The sequence below is a fragment of the Paraburkholderia sp. BL21I4N1 genome, assembly GCF_002973525.1.
In the GTDB taxonomy this organism is placed as follows: Bacteria; Pseudomonadota; Gammaproteobacteria; order Burkholderiales; family Burkholderiaceae; genus Paraburkholderia.
Genome location: NZ_PVEN01000002.1, coordinates 189544 through 204379, shown reverse-complemented (window position 1 = coordinate 204379; position 14836 = coordinate 189544). Strand labels below are relative to the sequence as shown.

14 protein-coding genes are annotated in these 14836 nt (G+C 62.2%); 6 read left to right on the top strand and 8 right to left on the bottom strand.

Annotation, left to right across the window (positions count from 1 at the left end; genetic code table 11):
• Nucleotides 1-172 precede the first annotated feature (172 nt).
• Entirely contained in the window at nt 173-2068 is a 1896-nt protein-coding gene (locus B0G83_RS07250) for a glycosyl transferase family 1 (protein WP_105506771.1), read from the top strand.
• Between the two features lie 145 nt (nt 2069-2213).
• Here the strand turns inward: B0G83_RS07250 and B0G83_RS07245 are convergent, their stop codons facing one another.
• Complete coding sequence (locus tag B0G83_RS07245) at nt 2214-2801, bottom strand: hypothetical protein (RefSeq protein WP_105506770.1); 588 nt, start codon at nt 2799-2801, stop codon at nt 2214-2216.
• Nucleotides 2802-3065: 264 nt separating this feature from the next.
• Here B0G83_RS07245 and B0G83_RS07240 point away from each other — a divergent pair, with 264 nt between their 5' ends.
• The gene (locus tag B0G83_RS07240) at nt 3066-3704 is read left to right on the top strand and encodes a cadmium resistance transporter (RefSeq protein ID WP_105506769.1); all 639 of its coding nucleotides are present in this window, start codon (nt 3066-3068) and stop codon (nt 3702-3704) included.
• 95 nt (nt 3705-3799) lie between these two features.
• On the opposite strand, the gene B0G83_RS07235 is transcribed toward B0G83_RS07240, so the two are convergent.
• Nucleotides 3800-4141, bottom strand: a complete 342-nt coding sequence (locus tag B0G83_RS07235) for a hypothetical protein (protein ID WP_105506768.1) — start codon at nt 4139-4141, stop codon at nt 3800-3802.
• A gap of 27 nt (nt 4142-4168) precedes the next feature.
• Here B0G83_RS07235 and B0G83_RS38055 point away from each other — a divergent pair, with 27 nt between their 5' ends.
• The 4 genes from B0G83_RS38055 to B0G83_RS07220 all read left to right on the top strand — a co-directional run bounded on the left by B0G83_RS38055 (nt 4169) and on the right by B0G83_RS07220 (nt 8174).
• Nucleotides 4169-4456: a hypothetical protein gene (locus B0G83_RS38055; protein WP_146120168.1), complete on the top strand. Its 288-nt coding sequence runs from the start codon at nt 4169-4171 to the stop codon at nt 4454-4456.
• Nucleotides 4456-5358: a class I SAM-dependent methyltransferase gene (locus B0G83_RS07230; RefSeq protein ID WP_105506767.1), complete on the top strand. Its 903-nt coding sequence runs from the start codon at nt 4456-4458 to the stop codon at nt 5356-5358. The genes B0G83_RS38055 and B0G83_RS07230 overlap by 1 nt, the downstream gene beginning before the upstream one ends.
• A 327-nt stretch (nt 5359-5685) precedes the next feature.
• Nucleotides 5686-7404 carry a 2-isopropylmalate synthase gene (gene leuA, locus B0G83_RS07225; protein WP_105507194.1) on the top strand — a complete coding sequence of 573 codons (1719 nt, stop codon included), beginning with the start codon at nt 5686-5688 and terminating at the stop codon, nt 7402-7404.
• 32 nt (nt 7405-7436) lie between these two features.
• Entirely contained in the window at nt 7437-8174 is a 738-nt protein-coding gene (locus B0G83_RS07220; RefSeq protein WP_146120167.1) for a heme-binding protein, read from the top strand.
• 18 nt (nt 8175-8192) lie between these two features.
• Here the strand turns inward: B0G83_RS07220 and B0G83_RS07215 are convergent, their stop codons facing one another.
• The 6 genes from B0G83_RS07215 to B0G83_RS07190 all read right to left on the bottom strand — a co-directional run bounded on the left by B0G83_RS07215 (nt 8193) and on the right by B0G83_RS07190 (nt 14808).
• On the bottom strand, nt 8193-9092 hold the full coding sequence (locus B0G83_RS07215; protein ID WP_105506765.1) for a LysR family transcriptional regulator: 900 nt from the start codon (nt 9090-9092) through the stop codon (nt 8193-8195).
• Between the two features lie 46 nt (nt 9093-9138).
• Nucleotides 9139-9912, bottom strand: a complete 774-nt coding sequence (locus B0G83_RS07210) for an amino acid ABC transporter ATP-binding protein (RefSeq protein WP_105506764.1) — start codon at nt 9910-9912, stop codon at nt 9139-9141.
• Complete coding sequence (locus tag B0G83_RS07205) at nt 9912-10589, bottom strand: amino acid ABC transporter permease (RefSeq protein WP_105506763.1); 678 nt, start codon at nt 10587-10589, stop codon at nt 9912-9914. Before B0G83_RS07205 ends, B0G83_RS07210 begins: the two co-directional genes overlap by 1 nt.
• 22 nt (nt 10590-10611) lie before the next feature.
• Nucleotides 10612-11394, bottom strand: a complete 783-nt coding sequence (locus tag B0G83_RS07200; protein WP_105506762.1) for an amino acid ABC transporter substrate-binding protein — start codon at nt 11392-11394, stop codon at nt 10612-10614.
• Between the two features lie 386 nt (nt 11395-11780).
• A complete protein-coding gene (gene hydA / locus B0G83_RS07195) occupies nt 11781-13232 on the bottom strand; it encodes a dihydropyrimidinase (RefSeq protein WP_105506761.1) in 1452 nt (483 codons plus the stop codon).
• 64 nt (nt 13233-13296) lie between these two features.
• Entirely contained in the window at nt 13297-14808 is a 1512-nt protein-coding gene (locus B0G83_RS07190; RefSeq protein ID WP_105506760.1) for an NCS1 family nucleobase:cation symporter-1, read from the bottom strand.
• Nucleotides 14809-14836 lie beyond the last annotated feature (28 nt).

Sequence of the window (14836 nt, the reverse complement as noted above, 5' to 3'; positions counted from 1 at the left end):
CTGTTCTGACAGATTCTCCCTACACACGGCATCTAGACCGCGCTTTCAGACGCGGAAACTTCCCGAATTCATGGGACGGGGCTATTTGATATTGGTCGGCTGCGATAATCCCCGGCTTCGACTAACGTCGCTTCGGTTTAGTTAGTCATGCGTATTTCGAGAAAATTGCCTGATGCAAGAAGCCACCTTTTCGCTCGACCACTTCGAGCAACTCGTCTACACGCGTCAGCACGTCAAGGCGTCGATCCAGCTCATCGCCGCGCTGGCGCTGTTACAGCAGAAGCGCGGCAAGCTGGACCACGGCTTCGTTGCGTCGGGTATGCTCGACCTCACGCCCGGCGAGCAGCACCACCGCTTCTGCAGCCGTCTCGCGAGCGCCTCGTCCACGCTGTTTGCCGACCCGGATTTCAAACTGCCCGCCGAGTGCCTCAGACTGCTCCTGACGCTGCACGAATGGCTCGGCCTGGTGTTCTCGACCACGCCGTTCGGCAATGCCGATCCGGTGAGCCGTCACCTGAACCCACGTGGCCCGGAGAACACGCAGTTTCTTGCCGGCGACAGTTTCGTCGAAAAACTGTGTGTGCTCTATTCGACCGAGTCCGAACTGGAGATCGACTTCGCCGCGCTGTGGGCGTACGACAAAACCCTCGCGGCCAGTCTCGCGCTCGCGCTGCTCGCGCCGACATTCAAGGGCTCACCGAGCGCGCATGTCAAACGTGAAGCGCTGATCGAATGGCTGCCGGGCAAGCTGCGGCAGATCGACGACCTCGACGACTTACCCACCGCCCTGCTGCATAACGCCTATATGTTCTGCAGCTACGCGAACTCGCCACGGCGGCACGAGATCAAGCGAGACATTAACGTACTGGTGCGCCGCAAACTGACGCAACTGGGATTGACCGACCTGCCGTCAGCGGAGGCGCCGGCGGCGGCTTTAGCGCCGGCGAAAAGCCGCGCGCGGCGCGGCAAGAAACCGCTGATGCTGGTCGTGCTGGAGTGGTTCGGCGGCGCTCATTCAATCTACCGCACCCATTCGCGCACGCTGGAAGCGGCGCGCGAACATTTCGAGGTGGTGGGCTTCGGGTTCGGTTACGCGATCGACGACATCGGGCGCGCGGTGTTCGATCGTTTCATCGAATTGGAGCAGCCGGAATACATCGGCGAATGCCTGAAGACAATTCGCGACTTTGCCGAAGCCGAACAGGCGGACGTGCTGTATATGCCGAGCGTGGGCATGTTCGTGCTTAGCGTGTTCATGTCGAATCTGCGCGTCGCACCCCTGCAGATCGCCGGACTAGGACACCCGGCCACCACGCACTCCGACAAGATCGACTACGTGAGTGTCGAAGAAGATTACATCGGCAACCCGGCCTGCTTTAGCGAACGCCTGCTGAAGCTGCCGAAGGACGGTCAGCCGTATCGCCCTTCGGTGTCGTTGCCGGAACTCGTCGCGCGGATTCCGCCGTCGCGCGAGACCCTCGAGGTCATCGTCACGGCCAGCGCGATGAAGCTGAATCCCGGCTTTCTCGACGCATGCCGCGAGATCGGCGCGCGCGCCGCGACGCCGGTCGAGTTTCACTTCATGAGCGGTGTGCCGGCAGGTTTGCCGCTGGAGCGAATCCGCGACGTAATCGGCCGAGCGCTGCCGCGGGCTGTCGTGCATGGCTTTCACGACTACACCGGCTATCTGGCGCGCGTCAATCGTGCCGATCTGTTTCTCAGCCCCTTTCCATTCGGCAATACCAATGGCATTGTCGACGCGCTCACGCTGGGTTTGCCGGGTGTGTGCAAACGGGGGCCGGAGGTGTTCGAGCGGATCGACGGCGCGCTCTTCGAGCGGGTGGGCATGCCGTCGTGGACCACGGCCGACAACGTCGAGGATTACGTCGTCGCCGCAATTCGAATGATCGACTCGCACAACGAGCGCATGCGGTTACGGCAGCGTCTGATCGATACGCGGGCGGTGGAGCGTTGCTTCGAGGGGCGGCCGCAGGCGTTTGGCGAGCGTGTGCGCGAACTGATGCGGGGAAAGAAAAGCCATCGCGCGGAGGCGATGGCTGGAGGGTGATTCGGGCTTGGCGTTGGTTTGGAGGTAGAGCGGTCTGCGGTTTGCGGTCCGCCTGGAGGCTTGGGCCTGATACGGCTCGGGATAACAACCGAAGGCCCGCTCGCGAGGGAGACACCGCACCAACACACCAGCGCACGCAGGCGATTTACTCCTCGGCGTCTTCGGCTGGCGGCGCGGCGAGCTTGGCAGGCGCCAGCCAAGTGAACACACCCAGCGTCTCGCCCTGGAACGTGCATTCGGCGGCGGCGGCCGTGGTCGTCTTCTTCGGCTTGGCGTTTTTGGCCGAAAGCGCGTCGGCGCTCGAAGCCGCTGCGGCCACGGCCGCCGGTGCTGCGAGTGCTGCCGCTGCTGCGTCCGATGCGCCGGAGGCATTTGCCGCAGCGGCCGGCGCCGAAGCCGAAGATCCGGCCGAAGCCGCGGATGCCATCTGCTCCACCGCTGCCACCTGCCCCGCTGAAGCCACAACCGGTGCCGCCGCCTTCGGCACGACAGGCGGCGTAGCGGCCGCCACTTCCGACGCCGTCATCACGTGTTCGATCGAACCTTCAACCACCACACGTGTGCCGTCGATCGCCACGCCGGCGTGATCGATCTTCAGCGTATCCGTGGAAGTGTCGGCCAGCTTGCTTCGCATCAACTGCTCGCATGCGCTCGGGTTCTTATAGACGGCACAGCCGGCCAGCAGCGTGGCAGCGGTCGTGACGCAGACGAGGGAGAGAATGCGAATCTTCATTGATGTTCCGTTTTTCAAGCCGTCGGCAATTGTAGCTTACGGGGCAGCCACTCGACGCCGGCCGCTTCTGGCAGCACGACGCACCGGCTTGGGGCCGTGGACCTGGCGCGAAACGGCAGGCGACACGTCAAAACCTTGACCTCGTCGGCGCGTATCGGCATCGTGTTGACCGGTCATCGCTGTCGCCCGCTCGGCCTTTTTCCCGTCTGTGTCTTTCTCGTGACGCAGCCCGGTTTTTCACCCCGTATCGACCGGCTTTCCCGCATGCTCAGCCTTGCCCTGCTCGCTATCGCGGCTTATGTCGCCACCAACATCGACAATCTGTTCGTGTTGCTCGCCTTTCTCGCGGAAGCGGGACGCGAGCGGGGTCGCGTGATCGCGGGGCAATTCGCCGGCTCGCTGGCGCTGATCGTGGCGGCGATCCTGGCAGCGGCCCTGCTGACGCGTTTGCCCACGGGCTACGTCGGCCTGCTCGGCTTCCTGCCGATCGGTGTCGGGCTCGCCAAGGCCTGGGAGCGCTTTGGTCCGGGCAGCTCCAACGCGGCAAGCTTTGGTGCGGGCAGCTCCAACCCGCCAAGTGCATCCGCACCGGCCGCATCGATGCGCGGCGGCTCATCCTGGTGGACCGTCGCCTGCGTGGCGGTCGCCAACGGCTCGGACAACATCGCCGTCTACGTGCCGTTGTACGCCAGCCATTCGCATGCCGACGGCATGTTCATCTCACTGGTGTTTATCGTGATGATTGGACTATGGTGCGCCGCGGCGGTGTGGCTGGTCGAACATCCATTGCTCGGCGCGCCGATCCGGCGTTACGGCACGGCGCTGCTGCCGCTGATCCTGCTGGTGATCGGCGTGTCCGTGATCGTCGGGAACGACACGCTGCGGATCGTGTTTGGCCTCTAAAAGGCGCCAGGTTTCAATAGGTCGGCAAGCGGCCCGTGCGGAGATGCGCTACACGCCAACGCGCGATGCGGCACGGCCGTTCTCCATCCGAACCCTCAATTGGCCGGCATCGACGGCGTGGCCGTCGGCTGCACATAAGTGCGCACACCCGCGAGCGGCGAACCGTAGCCGCCCGCATTCGTGTTGTTCGGCAAGCCGTTGACCAGTTGCGCGCGCGGGTCGGTCGGATTCAGGTTCATCTCGCCCGCCTGCTGGTTGCCGTGCGTCGGATATTCGCTGCCGCGCGCGGCGTTCGGCATCAGACGTAAGCTGTTTTGCGGCGCGTTGACGTCGTCCTGCGTGCTCAGGCCCTGAGCGCCCGCCTGCGCCGCCATCCCGCACGCGGTGGCGCACAGCAAGATCCGTACTGCCTTCAATGTCCTCGACGTTCGTTTCATGGCTGCCTCCGGCAATGTGAAAAGAAGGTGATCCTGTCCGCGGTTTCCGATCGGGCGATCCGGCGAGCCAGCGCGCGGCCAACGCTGAGCACCTTATTTATACGCGCCACCGCCCGGTTCGGATTCGGCAACTTCGGCCACGTCGGCGGCTTCGGCTATCTGCGTCGCATCAGTCGATCCAGCGGCTTCAGCCAGTTCGACCGCTTCGACCTCTGCAACGGCAATCGTCGCAACGCCAGCACTCGAATCCATAACCGCTTATCTTCTATCTTTATTCCAATTGCCGATTTCCCCGCGATTCGAACACCCCGATAATGGATCTCATGAACGCCTACCCCATTCCGAAAGCTCGCGCGCTGTCCGGCACGTTCGCGGCATTCAGCGCCGCGCTGCTCATGACGGCATGCGCCGGCCCTGCGTCGACGTTATCCGCATCGGCATCGAACGCGACAACCACCGCCGCTAACGAGGCGCAACTGCAAGCCGCGGTGGCCGGCCCGCAACGCGGCGACAAGGCTCGCCAGCGCGACCTCTACCGTCATCCGCAAGCCACCTTGCAGTTCTTCGAACTGACGCCGTCGCAAACCGTGCTGGAGATCGCGCCCGGCGGCGGTTGGTACACGGAAATCCTCGCGCCCTACCTGCGCGACCACGGCCAGCTCTACGAAGCCGAATACGACGACCCGCAAGCCGTGCCATCGGCGGAAGCGCAAGCCAACCGGGCCGCGTTCGCGCGCAAATTCGCCGCCGCGCCCGCCGTGTATGGCAACGTGGTGGTCGGCACGCTAAAGGCCGGCCAGTTCACCGGCATTCCGGTGGACGCCCGCTTCGATCGGGTGCTGACGTTCCGCAACATTCACAACTGGATCAAGGACGGCCAGATCGACGCCAACCTGCGCGCCTTTTACGCCGCGCTCAAACCCGGCGGCATACTCGGCGTCGAGGAACATCGCGCGACGCCGGGCACCTCGCTGCAACAAACCATCGACAGCGGCTACGTGACCGAAGACTACGTCGTCGAACACGCCCGCGCGGCCGGCTTTCAGTTGATCGGCCGCAGCGAAGTGAACAGCAATCCGCGCGACACGAAAGACTATCCGCACGGCGTCTGGTCGCTGCCGCCCACCTACGAGGGCGGCGACGTCGACCGGGCAAAATACGCGGCCATCGGCGAATCGGACCGCATGACCTTGCGCTTCCTCAAACCGGCGCAGTAAATCCGCGGCGCGCGCAGGAGCGCCCACACGTGCCGCCTGCCCGCGCCGCCAACAAGCCCCGCCGGCGGGATGATGCTTGACGCCATCCCAATAATATGTTCCTATGGCGCACTATGTACCGCGCCCAGACCCTCCTATCGCTACTACTAGCCTCCTCTACCGGGCTAGGTCTGCTGCTGCGCGCTTCCATCTGAATCTGCTACACCCGAAGCACCGCTCAATTCCCCAGTAACTGACCCAGCCCCGGTTTCCGACCGGCGGCGTTGTGGCATCTGTTCGTCGTCCGGTCGATTCCCAGCTATCTGGTCTCACCCTCGGATGATGAAAATGTTGAAAAACCCTGCTACCAAATACCGCTCGTTCAAGCCCATCAACTTGACGGATCGCCAATGGCCGTCGCGCACCATCACGCGCGCGCCGATCTGGATGAGCACCGACCTGCGCGACGGCAATCAGGCACTGTTCGAGCCGATGAATGCACAGCGCAAGATGCGCATGTTCAAGACGCTGGTGCAGATCGGCTTCAAGGAAATCGAAGTCGCGTTTCCGTCCGCGTCGCAGACCGACTTCAATTTCGTGCGCGAGCTGATCGAAGGCGGCCATATTCCGGACGACGTCACCATCGAGGTCTTGACGCAAGCCCGCGACGACCTGATCGAACGCACCTTCGAATCGTTGCGCGGTGTGCCGCGTGCGATTGTTCATCTGTACAACGCGACCGCGCCGGAATTTCGCAAGATCGTCTTCGGTCTCGAGAAGAGCGGCGTGAAGGAGCTCGCGCAAAAAGCCGCGCGCACGATGAAGCGTTTCGCCGACGCCTCGCCGGAAACGCATTTCACGCTGCAATACAGCCCGGAAGTATTCAGCGGCACCGAGCTCGACTTCGCGAAGGAAGTCTGCGACGCCGTGTTCGACATCTGGCAACCGACGCCGGACCACAAGGCGATCGTCAACCTCCCCGCCACCGTCGAAATGGCCACGCCGAACGTCTACGCGGATCAGATCGAATGGATGCACCGCAATCTCGCGCGCCGCGACTCGCTAATCGTGTCGGTCCACCCGCATAATGACCGTGGCACCGCGGTCGCGGCGGCGGAACTCGCGGTCATGGCCGGCGCGGATCGCGTCGAAGGCTGCCTGTTCGGCAATGGCGAACGCACCGGCAACGTCGACCTCGTAACGCTCGCGTTGAATCTGTACACGCAGGGCGTCGATCCCGAGCTCGATTTCTCGAACATCAACGAAGTCGCGCGTACCGCGGAAGAATGCACGCAATTGCCGGTGCATCCGCGTCATCCGTATGTCGGCGATCTGGTATTCACCGCGTTCTCCGGCTCGCATCAGGACGCGATCAAGAAGGGTTTCGCGGTGCAGAAACCGGACGCGTTGTGGGAAGTGCCGTACATGCCGATCGATCCGAGCGATCTCGGCCGGACGTACGATTCGGTGATCCGCGTGAACAGTCAGTCGGGCAAAGGCGGCATTGCCTATCTGCTCGAGCAGAGCTACGGCGTGGTATTGCCGCGTCGCCTGCAGGTGGATTTCAGTTCGGCGGTGCAGCGTTCTACCGACGAAAGCGGCCAGGAAGTCACGCCCGCGCAGATCTGGGCGTTGTTCCAGGAAGAGTATGTTCAGAACGTCGCGCCGATTCATTACATTGGCCACAACCTGTCCGAGCGCGACGGCCGTGAACACATCAAGCTCACGGTCGAGATCAACGGCGCGCGCCGCGTATTGAGCGGCGAAGGCAACGGTCCGCTGGACGCGCTGATGCACGCAATCGGCGCGCCGGTGCGGATCCAGCACTATGAAGAGCGCGCGTTGACGCAAGGCGCGGACGCGCGTGCGGTGGCTGTCGCCGAAATGGCCGGGGCCGATGTGGCGGGCAGCGCATTCGGTGTCGGGATCGACGCTAATCTGGTGACCGCGTCGATTCGCGCGGTAATCAGCGGCGTGAATCGTGCGTATGCACGCGCGAATGCGGAGGCGAAAGCACGCTTCTTCGACGCCGCATTGAACGAGGCGGCGCAAGACGTAGCCGTATGAAATAGCTAGCCTGTGATAGAAGGCTAGTGTTGTTGAAAGGGCGTTCGATTCTTTTCGGACGCCCTTTTTTATTGTCCGCAGAGCACGTCGTGCTGGTTCTGCAATACCGAATTGCACTCCACGCTCTTTCGGCGGCAAAGCGACGCTGCGATAGTTGCGCCGTCTACATGAATGCGAGAGTGCAAATAATGACCGCTCAATATGCTATAGCTAAAGGACGTGGCCTCGACAGGACGTTGGCAAGACTTGCGGCGTTAGCAACGTCATGCATCACACTGTCGATGCCTGTGAATGCCGCCACGCCATTGGTCACCAGCGTACTCCCGCTGTCGTTGGCCATCGACGCCGCGACCGAAACGGTCCACGTTTGCGAAGCCAAAGGCTTCCGCGTCGCCGTTGCGATCGTGGATGCGGACGGCGTGATCAAGCTGCAATTACGCGGCGACGGCAGCCCGATTCACTCGCAAGGCTTCTCGTTTCGCAAGGCCTACACCGTCATGAGCATGGGGCCGATGATGGGCGCCGACACGAATGGCGCGCTCATCAAACTGATATCCGGTTTCTCGCCCACGCTTCCGGCAGTCGCAACCAGTGGCACGCCGAATCTTCTGTTCCTGCCGGGCGCCGTGCTGGTGAAAGCGAATGGGCAAGCGATCGCCGCCATCGGTGTGAGCGGCGCGCCCAAAAGTGTCGACGACGAAGTTTGCGCGCAAGCCGGTCTCGACAAGATCAGGAGTCGCCTGACCGACACGTCGCCGTCGCCCAATTGAACAGTTTTTTCAAGCGGCCTATCTGAAACCCGCAAAGCACTCGGAGAGAAACGTCAGACAGACGCGAATCTTCGGCACGCGATTTCTCGGCGCGAGCGTCACGGCAGAAATGTCGAATTCGGTCGTGTCCTCGTAATCCGCCAGCACTTGCGTCAGTTTCCGTTGCAGCACAAGTTCATCGCCTATGATCTTGTTGATGCGACCGATGCCCAGCCCCGCCTGCGCGAGCGAGACAATGGCCGATGTATTGTCCGCCAGTACTCTTCCCGCCACCGGGAACGTGGCGAACGCATCGTCGCCGTCGAAAGGCCATTGATTGTGCGAGGTTACCGCCGCATTGGCGATCAGATCGTGACGCGCCAGGTCGCCGGGCGATCCAGGCATGCCACGAGCGGCAAGGTAATCGGGCGAGGCATATAAGGCTCTGCGGTGCGATCCGAGCTTTAGCGCAACATGCGTGTCTCGCGGCAAGATGCCCGCCCTGATTGCGATATCGATGCCTTCCGTCGACATATCCACCGGTCTATCGGCGATGTGCAGACTCACGCCGAGGTCCGCGTGGCGCTCGATCAACCTGCGCAAGTTCGGAATCAGAACGTATTCGGCCAGAATGCACGGCACGCTAATTCTGACCGATCCCAATACCTTGTCGCCTCGCGAGGCGAGATCGTCTGCTAACCGGGCTGCATTGCCCGAGATCAGTTTTGCGTGTTCGAGAAAGAGGTGGCCGTCGTCGGTCAGCGACAAACCATGCGTGCTGCGATGAAAGAGCCGCAGACCGCATTCCGCTTCCATTCTCGACAATGCACGCGACACCTGACTAGGATGTTCATCGCGTTCGCGCGCCACCGCCGCAACGGACAACGATTCGGCGAGCCGCACGAAGAGAGAAAAGTCCTGTAGAGAGAACTCCGTCACGGCATCTCGCTTTCTGAAGAGTTTGATCCGCTTCTGAAGCTCGCACTCAACCTCGTTCAGTCCACGCGTCCGGCAGACTGTGTGTCAACGTCGACACGAAATGCGCCGTTTCCGGTTCACGCGGCTGCATGAAAATCTCGCGCGCCGGCCCCGCTTCCTTCACGACGCCGTTATTCAGAAACACCACGTCGCGCGCAATCGTCGCGGCGAGTCGCAGGTCGTGCGTGGCCATCAGCATCGTCATGCCTTCGGTGGCGAGTTGCTTGAGTACTTCGACCACTTCGGCGGCGAGACCCGGATCGAGCGCCGAGGTCGGCTCGTCGCACAGCAGTACCTCCGGCGACGGCGCCAACGCCCGCGCAATCGCCACACGCTGCTGCTGGCCGCCGGAAAGCGTGGCCGGCCACGCGTCCGCCTTGTGCGCAATGCCGACCTTCTCCAGCAATTCGTCGGCGCGCACCCGCGCTTTTTCCTTGTCCCACTTCTGCACGGTCAGCAAACCTTCCATGACGTTCTGCCGCACCGTCAGGTGCGGAAACAACTGGAAGTTCTGAAACACCATGCCGGTGCGACGGCGAATCGTCAGCACCGCCTCGCGCGACGGTTTTTCATCGCGGCTGAATTCGAGCCGCTGATCGCCGAGTTCGAGCGACCCGGCCTCGGGAATTTCCAGCAGATTCACGCAGCGTAATAGCGTGCTTTTGCCGCTGCCGGACGGGCCAATCAGCGCCGTGACATTGCCCGGTTCGAGTTTCAGATCCACCGAACTCAGCACGCGCAAGCCGCCGAAATACTTGTCGATTTTTTCCAGTCGTATCATCAGCTACCTGCCTGGAAAAGTGCGTGACGACCGAACTTGCGTTCGAGCCTGACTTGCGCCGACGACAACACCGAACTGAACACCAGATAGACCAGCGCCGCTTCGGTATAGAGAATCAGCGGTTCGTAGGTGACCGAGGCGATCCGCTGGGCCGCCTGAAACACTTCGGGCACCGTCAGCACCGCCGCCAGCGAGGTGTCCTTGACCAGCGCGATAAACGAATTCGACAGCGGCGGCAGCGCGACGCGCGCCGCTTGTGGCAGGATCGCGCGACGCAGTGCCTGACTGCGCGTCATCCCCATCGAGTAAGCGGCTTCCCACTGTCCTTTCGGAATCGATTCGATCACCCCGCGAATCACTTCGGAGTTGTACGCGCCCACGTTCAGTGAAAAACCGATAATCGCCGCCGTCAACGGATCGAGCACGATGCCCACGTTCGGCAAGCCGTAGAAGATCACGAATAGTTGCACGAGCAACGGTGAGCCGCGAAACAGCCACACGTAAAAACGCACGATCGCCACCGCCCATTTCGGCCCGAACAGCCGCACCAACGCGACGACGAACGCGAGCACAATGCCGATCGCGAACGACGCCAGCGTCAGCGGCACGGTGAACACAAGCCCCGCATACAGCAGGGGCCACAGCGAATGCGCCATCAGTTGCAACCATGCCGGCATGATTCAGACTCGCGGTGGGGGCTTACTGGGAAACGTCTTTGCCGAAGTACTTCTGCGAGATCTTCTCGTAGGTGCCGTCTTTCTTCATGTCGGCAAGCGCCTTGTTGATGGCCGCCACCAGTTCCGGGCTACCCTTGCGGATCAGCACCGCCGATTTATCGCTGCTGTCCGACGACGTGTCGAGCGCGACGATCTTCACCTTGGCGTCCGGCTTGTGTTTCTTGAAGTCGAGGAACGACAGCGAATCGTTGACGGTCGCGTCCACGCGGCCCGAGGTCAACAGATCGATCGACTCGTTGAAGCCCTGCACGGGGATCACTTCCGCGCCATGCGCCGCCGCGATCTTGCCGAAGTTGCTGGTCAACGTATTAGCCGACTTCTTGCCCTTCAGGTCGTCGAAATTCTTCACCGTGGTGTTGTTCGACTGCACGATCAGCGCCGCGTGCGACGTGATGTACGGGTCCGAGAAATCGTATTTGACCTTACGCGCGTCGGTAACGGCCACTTCATTGATTACCGCGTCGTAGCGGTTCACGTCGAGACCGGCAATCAAGCCGTCCCACTTGCCTTCCACGAATTGCGGCTTGACGCCCAGGCGCTGCGCGATCGCGGTGCCGATCTCCACGTCGAAGCCGGTCAGCTTGCCGGACTCGTCGTGATACGTGAACGGCGCGTAGGTGCCTTCGGTGCCGATCTTGAAGACGCCGGCGGATTTGATCTGCGCGAGTTCGTCGGCGGCGAAGGCCGAGGTCACGGCAGCGGCTTGAAACAGCGCGATCAGCAGAATGGAACGAATCGACTTCATCAGGTGGCTCCGTCAGGTTTGCTGCATCAATGATGCTTGGGCAGGGCCCGCCGCGCTTGCGCCCGGCAGAGTGGGCGGACTGTAGCAAACGGCTCACGCTTTTACAAAGGATCAGGTTTCCGATCAATATGCGCAACCGTGCTAAGGCGACAGCCGCGATCGATGGTCCGACGTCGAATAAGACGTTATAGCAGATAGACGAACGCGGCATGCATCGCATCATGGAACGCGGGCAGGACGCCATCGGGGAAAACACGGGAGGGGTGCTGTCACAGCTTGCGCGGCTAATGTGGCTAATCTGGCGAATGTGGCGAATGCGCGGCGGCAAAACAAAGGGCAGTGCCGTGGAAAACCACGGCACTGCCCCTGGCTGGTCTACGGAAAGACTAGCGCTCCACCGGATGCGGCTCCTTGCGCTTGTTGGCCACGCGGATCGCGTCGAAGTAAGCCGGATTCGGCGGCCGCTTCAGATAACGCCCCGCCCCGCGTTCCGCGCGCAACTCGCCATCGGTCCACGCAAGCGCGCCGCGCGTCAGCGTGTGCATCGCGACGCCTTGCACGGTCATGCCTTCGAACACGTTGAAGTCGACCTTCTGATGATGCGTCTTCACCGAAATCGTCTTGCTCGCGTTCGGATCCCACACCACGAGATCGGCATCAGCGCCGACTTGCACCGCACCCTTACGCGGATAGAGGTTGAAGATCTGCGCCGCGTTGGTCGACGTGATACGCACGAATTCATTCGGCGTCAGACGTCCGCTATTCACACCGTGATGCCAAAGCACCGCCATGCGATCTTCCACGCCGCCGCAACCATTTGGAATCCTTGTAAAGTCTTCGCGGCCCATCGCCTTTTGCGACGCGCAGAACACGCAGTGGTCGGTTGCCGTGGTGTGTAACTGGCCCGCTTGCAGACCGCGCCACAGTGCTTCGCGATGCTCGGCGGAGCGGAACGGCGGGCTCATGACGTGCGCCGCCGCGCGCGTCCAGTCGGGATCGCGATACACCGCTTCGTCGATCACGAGGTGGCCCGGCAACACCTCGCCGAATACGCGCAAACCTTCGCTGCGCGCCCGCGCGATTGCATCGACCGCGTCTTTCGCCGACACGTGCACGATATACACCGGCACGCCCAAGACCTGCGCGATACGGATCGCCCGATTAGCCGCTTCGCCCTCCACTTCCGGCGGCCGCGACAGCGGATGCGCCTCCGGACCCGTGAAGCCTTTCGCAAGCAACTGGCGCTGCAACTGGAACACCAGTTCGCCATTTTCCGCATGCACGGTGGGCAACGCCCCGAGTTCGAGCGAACGCGAGAAACTGTTCACCAGCACTTCGTCGTCGGCCATGATCGCGTTCTTGTAGGCCATGAAATGCTTGAAGCTCGACACGCCGTGTTCATGCACCAGTGTGCCCATGTCGCGATAGACCGAGTCGTCCCACCAGGTGACCGCAACGTGAAAGCCGTAATCCGCCGAGGCTTTCTCCGCCCAACCGCGCCATTCCCTGAACGCTTCCATGAGCGATTGCTTCGGGCTCGGAATCACGAAATCGATAATGCTGGTCGTGCCGCCCGATAATCCGGCCGCCGTGCCGGTATAAAAGTCGTCGCTCGCCGTGGTGCCCATGAACGGCAATTCCATATGCGTGTGCGGATCGATACCGCCGGGCATCACGTACTGGCCGCCCGCGTCGACAAGCGTGGCGCCGGCCGGCGCTTCCAGGTCCACGCCGATCTGCAGGATCGTGCCGCCGTCCTGCGGGTCCGCGCACAATACGTCCGCACGATACGTGTTCTCCGCGTCGATAATCGTGCCGCCGCGAATCAGGGTCGTCATGTTGCCGCCTCCTTATGAACTGCTGGTGTCCGTGCTACCTCTATCAATCACGCCACATTGGACGCTAGGCGCTCGCCACGCGCGCGCTCGTTCCTTTGCTGAGCTTCATCCACGCGCTATAAACGATCGACGCCAACGCGAGTCCGACAAACCATGCATACGTATAGAGCGTATTGAAGATCGCCGGCACATTCGGAAACGAAGCCGGAAACGCGGTGTGTAAAAAGCCCGGCAGATTCGGCAGCACACCGATCACCAGTGCGACGACCGCGCCGATATTCCAGCCGCCGGTGTAGCTGTATTCACCGTGTTCGTCGAATAGCTCGCGCGGATCGAGCCGGGTGCCGCGAATCAGAAAGTAGTCGACCATCAGAATGCCCGCCACCGGTCCGAGCAGTGCGGAGTAACCGACCAGCCACGTGAAGATATAGCCTTGCGTGGTGGCGAGAATCTTCCACGGCATCATCACGATCGCAATGGTCGCGGTAATCATGCCGCCGACGCGATACGAAATCCCCTTCGGCCACAGGCTCGAAAAGTCATAAGCCGGGCCGACGAGATTGGCGGCGAGATTGCAACACATCGTGTCGAGCGTCAGGATGATCAGCGCGACACCCACGCCGATACCCGTCATGCGGCTCGTCAGGTCGATCGGATCCCAGATCGCCTTGCCGTAGATCACCACCGTCGCCGACGTCACCACCACCGAGATCACCGAGAGCAGCGCCATCGGCACCGGCAGCCCGATCGACTGGCCGACGATCTGATCGCGCTGCGTCTTCGCGAACCGCGTGAAGTCGGGGATATTCAACGCGAGCGTCGCCCAGAAACCGACCATGGCCGTGAGACCCGGCCAGAACGTCACCCAGAAGAGGCCCTCCTTCTTGCCGCCCGGCACGAATTGCGACGGCGCGGACAGCATCGAACCGAGGCCGCCCGCTTTCGAGGTCGCCCACCAGACGAGCGCGATACACATCACGATCTTGATCGGCGCGGACCAGCTTTCGAGCCAGCGAATCGAATCGGTGCCATGCACGATGAAGTAAATCTGCAACGCCCAGAACACCAGGAAGCACGCGATCTGCGCGAACGAGATGTCGAGAAACGGCAAGGCCGCGCCATGCAGCGCGTTACCGGTGAGTATGTTCAGCAGCGTATAGATCGCACTGCCGCCGAGCCACGTCTGAATCCCGTACCAGCCGCACGCGACGATCGCACGCAACATGGCCGGCAATTTCGCGCCCTGCGTGCCGAACGACGAGCGCACCAGCACCGCGTACGGAATGCCGTGCTTCGCGCCGGCGTGGCCGATCAGCAGCATCGGCACCAGCACGATCAGATTGCCGAGCAGCACGGTCGCGACCGCCTGCCACGGCGACATGCCCTCTTCGGTCAAACCCGCGGCAAGCATGTACGACGCGATGTTCATCACCATCCCCACCCACAGCGCCGCGAAGTGATACCACCTCCACGTGCGCTGCGCGACGCCGGTCGGCGCAAGGTCGTCGTTGTAAAGACTGCTGCCCTGCGCGCCGGCCGCGAACTGCGGATCGGCGGGTTGCGCTGTCTGCTTCATCGAAAGATCTCCACTGGATCGTTGAGGC

Bases quoted from the DNA above. Each gene is read 5' to 3' on its own strand.
- hydA (WP_105506761.1), bottom strand. From the start codon at position 13,232: ATGACGACCCTGATTCGCGGCGGCACGATTATCGACGCGGAGAACACG.
- B0G83_RS07190 (WP_105506760.1), bottom strand. From the start codon at position 14,808: ATGAAGCAGACAGCGCAACCCGCCGATCCGCAGTTCGCGGCCGGCGCG.
- leuA (WP_105507194.1), top strand. From the start codon at position 5,686: ATGTTGAAAAACCCTGCTACCAAATACCGCTCGTTCAAGCCCATCAAC.
- B0G83_RS07240 (WP_105506769.1), top strand. From the start codon at position 3,066: ATGCTCAGCCTTGCCCTGCTCGCTATCGCGGCTTATGTCGCCACCAAC.
- B0G83_RS07250 (WP_105506771.1), top strand. From the start codon at position 173: ATGCAAGAAGCCACCTTTTCGCTCGACCACTTCGAGCAACTCGTCTAC.
- B0G83_RS07245 (WP_105506770.1), bottom strand. From the start codon at position 2,801: ATGAAGATTCGCATTCTCTCCCTCGTCTGCGTCACGACCGCTGCCACG.
- B0G83_RS07235 (WP_105506768.1), bottom strand. From the start codon at position 4,141: ATGAAACGAACGTCGAGGACATTGAAGGCAGTACGGATCTTGCTGTGC.
- B0G83_RS07230 (WP_105506767.1), top strand. From the start codon at position 4,456: ATGGATCTCATGAACGCCTACCCCATTCCGAAAGCTCGCGCGCTGTCC.
- B0G83_RS07200 (WP_105506762.1), bottom strand. From the start codon at position 11,394: ATGAAGTCGATTCGTTCCATTCTGCTGATCGCGCTGTTTCAAGCCGCT.
- B0G83_RS07205 (WP_105506763.1), bottom strand. From the start codon at position 10,589: ATGCCGGCATGGTTGCAACTGATGGCGCATTCGCTGTGGCCCCTGCTG.
- B0G83_RS07210 (WP_105506764.1), bottom strand. From the start codon at position 9,912: ATGATACGACTGGAAAAAATCGACAAGTATTTCGGCGGCTTGCGCGTG.